Here is a 1,954-nt window from a genome sequence, read left to right on the forward strand (position 1 = left end):
AGCGATCTGTGCATCCTTTAAGCTCTTCTTTAGTCATTTTATCCGCCCTCCACTTGAGTCACTGCTCGTCTTTGTCCGAGGGACGCATAAAAAACTGAAAAACGTTTTGCTCCTCTAAGGCCTTTGGGGCATCGCTAAGTTTGATCGTCCTTCCCTTGATCTTTAAATATAATAAAAATATCACGGCCATGAAAACGGAGCTAAGCTTCGGGTGCTTCAAGGACAGCAACGCAACAGGCCCTAAATCATCTTCGTAGGGCGCGAATTGGAAAAATACCAGGCTCGGCTCCCTAACTACCCTCTGCACCAATCCCCTTAGCTGTTTGAAGGTCATAAAATTTTCCGGATCTTTTTCGCTGAGCAGCTGCAGCGTAAGGAGGCAGTCTATCATGGCGACGTTTAAGCCTCTCTCCCCTTTAATGCCGCTTTTCAGCCAGTCTTGGACGGAGCGGAGGCTTATGCCGAAAAGAGTCGCAAGCTCGTACTTGTCCAGTTCAAAGTCTTTCTGTATTTTCAGGATAACTTCCGCGGGAACTAAGATATCTCGTTCTTCCACAACACTCACTCCCTTAAAAGGCAACATATGATACCGTACATCGTGCAATTAAACCAATTATAACTGCTGGATATATTGCAGTCAAACCTTGAAGTTGTACGTGTAAAACTTCATATTCCAAACTTTCCTCCACAGGCGAAATGCCGACTGCCCGAATTGTGCGGCAGCCGGCACCCGCAGTCCTTAAAACTGGACGTCTTCTGCGGCTTTTAAAATGTCTGTGTAAGAGAACTTTTCCCAGTCTATCTTTTTGTAAATGGACCTGCTGAACTTAAAGCGCACTTCCTGACGCCACTCTATCGGCCCTCCGGGCCTGCTGTGATAAGGGCACTTTATCGTAAAAGAGCACTCATTCAGCCACGGAAGTTCTTCGTAGAGCCGTTTCAACTTCACTGTGCAATACATTTTAATCTGGTCAAAGCTTTTAGACGCATTGCCAGGCATAAAAAAGCACGTAACATCTGCGTTTCCCGAGGTGATTCCACGGTGGGTCAGCTTGACGTTTGCTCCCTCAAGGAAGCCATAGGTATACGAAAAATCTTGATCTGCCAATATGCGCGTAACCTGGTCAGCAGCTTCCCTTTCCGAAGGGACCTTGGGCAGATTGCACCAGATGACGTATGCCAACAGGGCAACGAGGGCCGACATGCTTATTATCGCAGTAACCTTCCAGACGTTTCTTTTGGGCCTGTATGCGCTCGATTTTTCGATAATCTCCCAAACCTTTCTGATTTCGTCCGACACTTTAAAACCCCCAATCACGACATGCTTTCTCGAAACGTCATGAAACAAGACCTTCAAGAGGCCGCTTTGCCTGGAATTTATTTCCAATCGCAATCGTCAAGCATAAATTGTTCGAGGTCGTCTTCGTTATGTATGAAGGGCTCCGGATCAAAGCCGTCTCCCTTTACATCTTTCAGCGTCGGAGCTATCAGGGCCGCTATTGTCTCGTCGGCCTTTTTTGAGTGAAGAGTCAGTTCTCTTGGAGTCGCCAGCGCAATTGACACTTCGACCATATGCCAGTCTCCCAACTCCCAGGCTATCCCATTTCCAAAGGGCAGAACATCAGGCCTTTCGTAGGCTAATTTCGGCAGGTACTCAAAACCCGTAGTCTCGCGCGCCATCTTCATGAAGTAAAGAAGGGCGTGGCGGCCGAAACCAAAGACTACGGAATCCGAATCGGCCACCGGTCGGCACGAGGAGCAGACGGCATTCCAGTCCGTCTTTTTTATGATTTCCCTGAAGCAGTCAGCTTCGGGAACTAGCAGTATGGAATCTTTCGCAAATATGACGGAAAGAAGATTTAAAACAAGCTCAAGCTCCACTTCATCGTAGGCCGGCGCATATATTGCGAGAGGCCGTTTGCTGTCGTTTATGGGAGCAGTCCTTTCTGAGCTG

The 1,954-nt window shown here is 47.9% G+C and carries 3 protein-coding genes; all 3 read right to left on the minus strand.

Features of this window, described 5'->3' with window-relative positions:
- Positions 1 to 58: 58 nt before the first annotated feature.
- On the minus strand, positions 59 to 556 hold the full coding sequence (locus Q7P41_RS03195) for a hypothetical protein (protein WP_303882072.1): 498 nt from the start codon (positions 554 to 556) through the stop codon (positions 59 to 61).
- Positions 557 to 739: 183 nt separating this feature from the next.
- Entirely contained in the window at positions 740 to 1,300 is a 561-nt protein-coding gene (locus Q7P41_RS03200) for a hypothetical protein (protein ID WP_303882073.1), read from the minus strand.
- A 77-nt stretch (positions 1,301 to 1,377) separates the two neighbouring features.
- A partial coding sequence (locus Q7P41_RS03205; RefSeq protein ID WP_303882074.1) for a hypothetical protein occupies positions 1,378 to 1,954 on the minus strand: 577 nt, incomplete at its 5' end.

The organism is Acetomicrobium mobile, assembly GCF_937920065.1.